This is a genomic window from Anaerosporobacter sp. (assembly GCF_965301125.1).
Genome location: NZ_CBDLAM010000175.1, coordinates 1 through 7,715 on the forward strand (window position 1 = coordinate 1; position 7,715 = coordinate 7,715).

The window sequence follows — 7,715 nt, forward strand, 5'->3', positions numbered from 1 at the left end:
GTATTATATAACTTCTTTTAATCACCATTCCTTGCCTTATTGATAATAAATAGCTAATTATGAAACTCTTTGTAGTGTATAAAGTATACCAATAAATGTATATTAATAAAGTAGAAAAGCAAAACTCAGAAAAGCGTAGATTTGCTTCCCGTACCTATTTTACTTCATTAACTAACTTAGAAACTTTTTCCTTAAGAATATGCAATTCATTACGTAAAGCTCTGTTCTCTGCTTCAAGTTTTGATATATCATTCAAAACAGGATCTGGTAAATGTACTTGATCTAAATCTTCGTATGGTATCTTCACATTATCGCGTTTTACAACTCTTCCAGGAACACCGACTACCGTCGAGTTTGGTGGAACTTCCGATAATACAACACTACCTGCACCAATTTTTGAATTCTCACCAACTGTGAAAGAACCTAAAATTTTAGCGCCTGCACTAATCATACAATTGTCACCAATAGTAGGATGTCGTTTGCCAGTTTCTTTACCAGTACCACCAAGTGTAACACCTTGATACAAGGTTACATTGTCACCAACAATAGCTGTCTCCCCTATTATAACACCATTACCGTGATCAATAAATAATCCTTTTCCTATTGTTGCCCCTGGATGAATTTCAATACCTGTTTTACGAACAGTTCTTTGTGAATACCATCTCGCTAAAAAATAATGTTTCTTTAAATATAACTTATGTGCGATACGATATCTCAATACAGCCTTAAAACTTGGATACAAGAAGACTTCCATAGAGGTCTTAATAGCTGGATCACGTTCTTTAATCATTTGTATTTCTTCCTTGACATAATTAATGAATCCCATTCGAAACCACTATCCTTCCCTTATTATTTGGGGATAAATAGAGCAGAAAAATCGCCTCTAACATGTATACACATATTAGAGGCGATTTACTCGCGGTTCCACTCTATATTATTAACGAACTGATTCCTTTAACAAAGGAAACCACAGTTCTTAGTTAACATCTTATCGTCATATAACGGCTGCTACCGGATTTAGCTAAGAGTATTCCTCACTAAATCAGCTCCCAGATGCACTTCACAGACTTAATTACAATAATTAAGCGGAATCCTCCATACTTCAATAAGGAATGCTTACAGCCGGTGACATTCCATCTCTGTTATCTTCGTATCTGCTACTTTTCTGTTCTTCGCTTTTCACTTTAATTAAATTCTATGCCTAATAATTAATATACGTCTCTTTAGGCAAACCTAGAACAATATAAATTGTCTTGCTATATTCTATTCATTATTTCGCGATTTGTCAACAAAATTTGATAACTTGCATTAAGATTTCTTCTTACCACAACCGCCACTACAACCCGAACAACCAGAGCAACCTCCGCTTGGTTGAAATGTCTCCATAACATTGTCATAAGCATAATTACTTACGCTTGTAATCATACATATTGCCTGAGAAGATATTCCCTTCTCTTCACCGGTAAAACCAAGACCCTCTTCTGTAGTTGCTTTCACATTAACTTGATTTACTTCAATTTGTAATGTCGCAGCTATATTCTCACGCATCTGTTCAATATGTGGAGCCATTTTGGGTTTCTGTGCAATAATTGTAGCATCGATATTTTCTATAACAAATAACTCATTATCAAGTAATTTCTTTACCTCTGCTAATAATGAAAGGCTTGAAACTCCCTTAAACCGTTCATCTGTATCCGGAAAATGTTTTCCTATATCGCCAAGTGCTGCTGCACCAAGTAACGCGTCCATAATTGCATGTAATAACACATCTGCATCGGAATGTCCTAATAAACCTTTTTCATAAGGAATATTCACTCCGCCTACTATGAGTTCTCTACCTTCAACTAATTTATGAACATCATATCCCATACCTATACGCATCTCATATCCTCCTTTCTTTTCTTCTACACAATATATTATAATAAAAGCTTAGCTGATATCATCTAAAAAAGTGATCGTATTTATCTCACTTCCCTCAATAATAATAAAGCCATAAAGCAAAAACGTCAAGTAATAGTATATCTATTACTTGACGTTTTTTAGACTTTATAATAGCGGAGAACGGATTTGAACCGCCGACACTGCGGGTATGAACCGCATGCTCTAGCCAACTGAGCTACTCCGCCATATTTACTTGACAATAGCTTGTCCCTAACTTGTTACAGTTAGGTAATGGGACCAATAGGGCTCGAACCTATGACCCCCTGCTTGTAAGGCAGGTGCTCTCCCAGCTGAGCTATGATCCCATTCAAAGTACTTGACAACAACGTTTACGTCGTAAGTACTTTGATATTATATTTGTTTTCTATAAAAATGTCAAGCTGTAAATTATAATTTTTTTTATTTTTTTAATTGTTCTATTAATTTGTGCATTTTAGGTAAATTTTATTCGATTAGTTACTTAATCAAACTTCTACACTTAAAAACTAAATAAAAGTTAACTATCTAGTCGTACTTGTGTGTCTATAAAGTAGAATAGCAAAACTCTAAAAAGCGTAGATTTGCTTCTTAGCTTACGTACTATGACTAAGAAACAATAGCGAAGCATCTTAGTACTTCTTAGTGTGTACATCATAGCCTAGGAATGCGAGGCATGGAGGCCGAGCAAGTCTGAGCTGAGGCAGGATGCCGAATCGAAGGCGTTTCCATATCATTTGAATCACCTATATTGTACACACTTAGAAGTACTTAGGTGTGTAGCGTGTTTCGTGTTATAGTACGTAAGTTAAGAAGCTATGATATGCATGCATATAGAGTTTTGCCTCTAGCGCAAAAATACACAAGTACATTAACCTTTTATATAACTTTCATCTCTAACGTACTTCCATGTTTTCCTCGTTCCACTACGATCTGATTATTAATTCTCTCTTTTAACTCGCCCACATGAGAGATAATACCAATCAAACGATTATTTTTTGTCAGCTTTGATAATGTCTCTAGAGCTTGTTCTAACGATTCTGTGTCAAGTGATCCAAAACCTTCATCAATGAACAGCGTATCAATCTCTATTCCACCGGCATAACTTTGTATAATGTCTGACATGCCAAGTGCGAGGGATAGTGCTGCTTTGAAGGACTCACCACCTGAAAGGGATTTAACAGAACGTTTCTTACCAGTATAGTGATCTAACACTTCTATGTCCAAACTATCTTTCTTACGAGCATCACTAACTCCTGAAGAACGAAGCAGTTCGTAACGACTATTGGTCATTACTAACAAGCGAAGATTTGCTGCCTTTAGTATGTCCTCAAAATAAGAAGCTAATACATATTGTTCGAAAACAAGACGATCTGGGTTATTTCCTTTTGTTATATTATCCAGTTGCTTCACAACTCCATACTCTTTCTCTAACGCAGAACGTTTCGCTAACTTTTCCTTCATAGACTTATAAGCCTTCTCATTCACCGTTTGTTTCGTATGGAATGCTTGTTTCTCCTCTACAACCTGTAACTTTTTCGATTGTAAAGTCATGCGTTCTTCCTTAAGTATATCAACATCAACTATTGGTTCTTTGCCCAGTGTCTCTTGTAACGTCTTCTTCCCTGCCTCAATTTCTTTACAACTTTCCAGATAAGTTTTGATTTCATCATCTAAAGCCGCACGATCGTTTTCATTCATAGAAGCTTCTTTGTATTCCAATCTTGATACAAACCCGAATTTTTGTAAAGCAGTGTCTAATTCTTGTTTTTCCACCTTACCTTGTGCATGAACCATACGCATCTCTTCTTCACGTTCAATACGAAGAACAAGCAATCGTTCATATTTCGTCTTAGTAATGTCATATTCTTTTCTAATTCTTTGAATCTGTAGTTTTTGTTTCTCAACTTGTACAGTAATCTGCTCAAGAGCTTCCGAGATTTGCGTAATACTTTGATATTCTGAAGGTAACATAGCCTTCTTCTGTTCTACTTGTTCTGTAAGTTGCTTGCCCTCTTGTAATGCTAAGTTATATTGATTCATTAATTGAGCTGCATTCTCTTCTTGCTCTTTCAATAACTTCTCTAGATTCGTAATACTTTCTGTTAGCTCAGTTTTTCTAATATGATTCTTTTCATAGGTTGCTGCTTGATTTTCCAATTCCACTTGACTTTGTAGTAGTGTTTCAATTTGCTCTAGAATCAGCTCCGAAGCAATCCCATTATCTTTGCAGATAGTATCGAAATCACTTTGAAGTGCACTTACCTTCTCTGATAAAGCAATAAGTTCTGAATATCCACGTTGATAGATTTCTGCTTTTTCTTCTGCTATTTTCTTATACTCATCTAATTCTTTCTCATCTGGTGCATTATCCGAAACCGTAGCTTTCATCGGATGGGAGGTAGAACCACATACCGGACAAGGTTTCCCTTCTTCAAGTTCCCTTGCTACAATACCAAGAATAGCTCGTCGATACAGTGTTTCTTTTTCATCATATAATCTTTTTGCCTCCAATGATTCTTGTTCGGCCTTTTTATATTCAGGTAAATACTTTTCTTTATTAAGAATAGCACTGTCTAGTACTTCCTTCTTAACTTGTAACTGCTTAACTTTATCTATTTGTATCTGTAGACGTTCCCTACCTGATTTATTTTGTTCTATTAAAACTTCCACATTATCATAAAGATGAAATTCTTCTTTAGATTTTTCAATAGAACTCTTCATCTGTTCTTGCTTACTTTGAAGATTTTCTTGCATACTTTGAATTTCACGGATCGTCTTATGGATTAATCTTACCTTGTCTTGCAATGCATTCACTTCGTCAACAAGTGGGCGATAGCTTTCAATTTGCTTTTGCTTCATCTGATTTTCTAAAAGGGATTTCTCAAGGTTCTCTACTTCTTCAAATTCCTTCTTACTTGTCTCATATTCTGGTAAAACGGTATCTAATTCCGCTTTGATTTGTTCCCACTTTGATTTAGATGCATTATATCGAACTACAGATGCTTCGTACATCTTATCAAAGGAATCTACATTCATTGCTTGCAACGCCTGATTTAGTTTTTGCTTCTTAGCTTCAAATACTTCTTTTTGATTCACTAATTGTTGTAACTGCGCTTCTAGCTCTGCTAATCTTCGATGATTTTCATTAATCTTCTCACCTTTTGTAATCTTCTCAATCAATACACTCTCTGCTTGTTCATATTCCCTAATACTAGCCTCTAGCTGTACTTCTACCTTCTTAGAATCTGTCATTCCTTCTTTCAAAAGAGTGAGAATTCGATCATAATGATAAGGTGGTGCTAGAAGGAGTCTCGATAGCTCATCTTCTTCATCCTCTCGGTTACACTCAATCGTATTCACAATTTCATCAAGACGGTTATTTTGTTCTGTTAATTCTCTTTGTAATCGTAAAGACTTCTCTGTTAATGCTTTCTGCAACTTCTCATATTGATTCGTCTTAAAAATATTTCTTAAAATCTCTACGCGGTCTTTCGAACTAGCCACAAGTAATTCTAAGAATTCTCCCTGTGCAATCATGGATATTTGCTTAAATTGAAGATAGGTCATACCAAGAATTTCTTCTATTTTTCTATTCACTTCTGTTATTACAACAATTGGAGTTTGGTTCTCGATATATAGTTCTGCAATTTCTTGTGATACCGTCGTTCCTTCTCCACGTTTCTTTGGGCGTTCATATTTTGGTGCACGATAGACACGATAACTCTTTCCTTTATGTTCAAATAACAATTCTACATAAGTATCATCTCCGGCAGTAGCAAAGTCACTTCTAAGAGTCGCCTTCTCCCTTATCTTACCACTTACATCTCCATATAGCGCAAATGTTATGGCATCGAATACCGTTGTTTTTCCCGCACCTGTTTGACCAGTGATTAAAAATAGGCTTCCTTGATTAAACTTTGTAAAATCAACAACTACTTTATCCTTATACGGCCCCCATGCTGCTATGGTTACTTGCAATGGTTTCACGATCTATCACCCCCAATCTCTTCTATCACTTCCTTCATGCAAGTTTCGTATTCTCCTTCTAGCTCTTCACCAGCAACACTTGCATAGAAGTCCTTGAAATGTTCATAGATTGATTTATTACGTGCATTTGTTATGTTAATGTTATTCTCATGTTCTTTTCGTTCATTCTTCTCAAATGCAATCTGCATAACATTGGGATACACACTGCGAAGGGTTCCCATAGGATCAAATAATTCCTGCTTGTCTAATAAGGTTACATGAAGATAGTCATTCACCTCCGCTAAAGAATACACCTCTTCTTTCATTAGTTCCTCTAAGGTTCCCTTAATTTTTCTCATATTATGAATTGGAACAAGTTCCCGCACTGACAAGCTTACCTCGCCTTTTTCCTTTAGTTCCACAATTGTAACGCTCTTCTTATGAAATACTTCCGAGAAAGAATACTTAATAGGTGATCCACTATATCGAATCGTATCTCTTCCCATTCGTTGTGGTCCATGAATATGTCCAAGTGCTACGTAATCAAATGCTTCAAATACACTTGCATCCACATTTTCAGCACCACCTAATAATAAATCAGATTCCGATTCACTTTGTTCTGGTGGTTTTCCTGTAGATGTAACAAAATGGTGTGTAATCAATAAATTTCGTTTCTTCCCATCTACACCAGATTCCGTAATCATCTTGCGCACACCATCTTCACAGGTAACTATGTTATCATCTTGATATTGATGTCTTACAATTGCTGGCTTTGCAAATGGTAGCATATAGATATTGAGTTTACCATACTCATCTTCCATTACAACAGGATTCATATTTCCTCGTATCATACCTTCAATATACAATCCTTTATCCTCTACAATCCTCTGTGCAAAACCAATTCTTTCAGGTGAATCATGATTTCCGCTAATCATAAAAATCTGAATTCCTAGTTTTGTTGCCTCGCTTAAGAATTGATCTAAAACAAGAACCGCCTCCGCAGATGGAACAGAACGGTCATAGATATCTCCAGCTAGGATTAATCCATCTGCTTTCTCCTCCTTCACTATAGTAAGTATCTGACTTAAAACATGTTTTTGCTCCTCTAACATGCTAAATTCATTAACCACTTTTCCTATATGAAGGTCTGCTGTATGAATGAACTTCATTATCTTCCCTCCTTATATCTAAACTTTTTGTTCTCTATTAATGTATTTCTTCAAAATGTCTGAAAAGAATTGGATTGTAGGACCTGCTGTTGCTATTGTTATCACTGTGATAACACCTAGTTTTCCTCCACATAAATATCCAAGTAACACCATTGTCATATCAAAACATATTTTTGTCTTTCTAAAACTCCAACCTATCTTATCTTTTATTACCATAACTACTCCAGTGAATGGGTCAAGCCCAATAGCTGCTACTATGAATAATGCAACACCCAAATAGGTTGCTGTACATCCGATTACTGCAGCAAATACCCTTTGAACAATACTGTCTTGATTAACTACTGCATTATATATGTTGGTTCCGATTGATATAAAGAAACCAAATGGTAGAATGTAAATTAGTGTACCGATATTTATGTGTTTTTTCCCTACAAAGAATAGGATAACAATCATACCTACATTAACTGCATTGGATATCAACCCTAACTCTTCTGGTCTCATTCCTAGCAAACTGCGCATACCATCATACAAAATTGCAATCGGATCATTTCCAAACAAAGTTCCGGCATTAAATGCGACACCAAGTCCCACAAAGAAAATTCCTATAACTGCAATTAAAATTCTTTTATAATATTTCATTCTTTTTATCCTCGTAAATAC

General features: G+C 35.7%; 5 protein-coding genes and 2 tRNA genes. All 7 read right to left on the minus strand.

Going from position 1 to position 7,715, the window contains the following annotated elements:
* Positions 1–154 precede the first annotated feature (154 nt).
* The gene (gene epsC, locus ACW2QF_RS15685) at positions 155–826 is read right to left on the minus strand and encodes a serine O-acetyltransferase EpsC (RefSeq protein WP_455716951.1); all 672 of its coding nucleotides are present in this window, start codon (positions 824–826) and stop codon (positions 155–157) included.
* A gap of 482 nt (positions 827–1,308) precedes the next feature.
* The gene (gene ispF / locus ACW2QF_RS15690) at positions 1,309–1,881 is read right to left on the minus strand and encodes a 2-C-methyl-D-erythritol 2,4-cyclodiphosphate synthase (protein WP_455716952.1); all 573 of its coding nucleotides are present in this window, start codon (positions 1,879–1,881) and stop codon (positions 1,309–1,311) included.
* Between the two features lie 171 nt (positions 1,882–2,052).
* Positions 2,053–2,126, minus strand: a tRNA-Met gene (locus ACW2QF_RS15695).
* A gap of 47 nt (positions 2,127–2,173) precedes the next feature.
* Positions 2,174–2,246: transfer RNA gene (locus ACW2QF_RS15700), tRNA-Val, on the minus strand.
* A gap of 550 nt (positions 2,247–2,796) precedes the next feature.
* Entirely contained in the window at positions 2,797–5,907 is a 3,111-nt protein-coding gene (locus ACW2QF_RS15705; RefSeq protein ID WP_455716953.1) for an AAA family ATPase, read from the minus strand.
* Entirely contained in the window at positions 5,904–7,055 is a 1,152-nt protein-coding gene (locus tag ACW2QF_RS15710; protein ID WP_455716954.1) for an exonuclease SbcCD subunit D, read from the minus strand. The genes ACW2QF_RS15705 and ACW2QF_RS15710 overlap by 4 nt, the downstream gene beginning before the upstream one ends.
* A gap of 18 nt (positions 7,056–7,073) precedes the next feature.
* Positions 7,074–7,715: YczE/YyaS/YitT family protein (locus ACW2QF_RS15715; protein WP_455716955.1), on the minus strand; the 642-nt coding region annotated here is incomplete at its 5' end.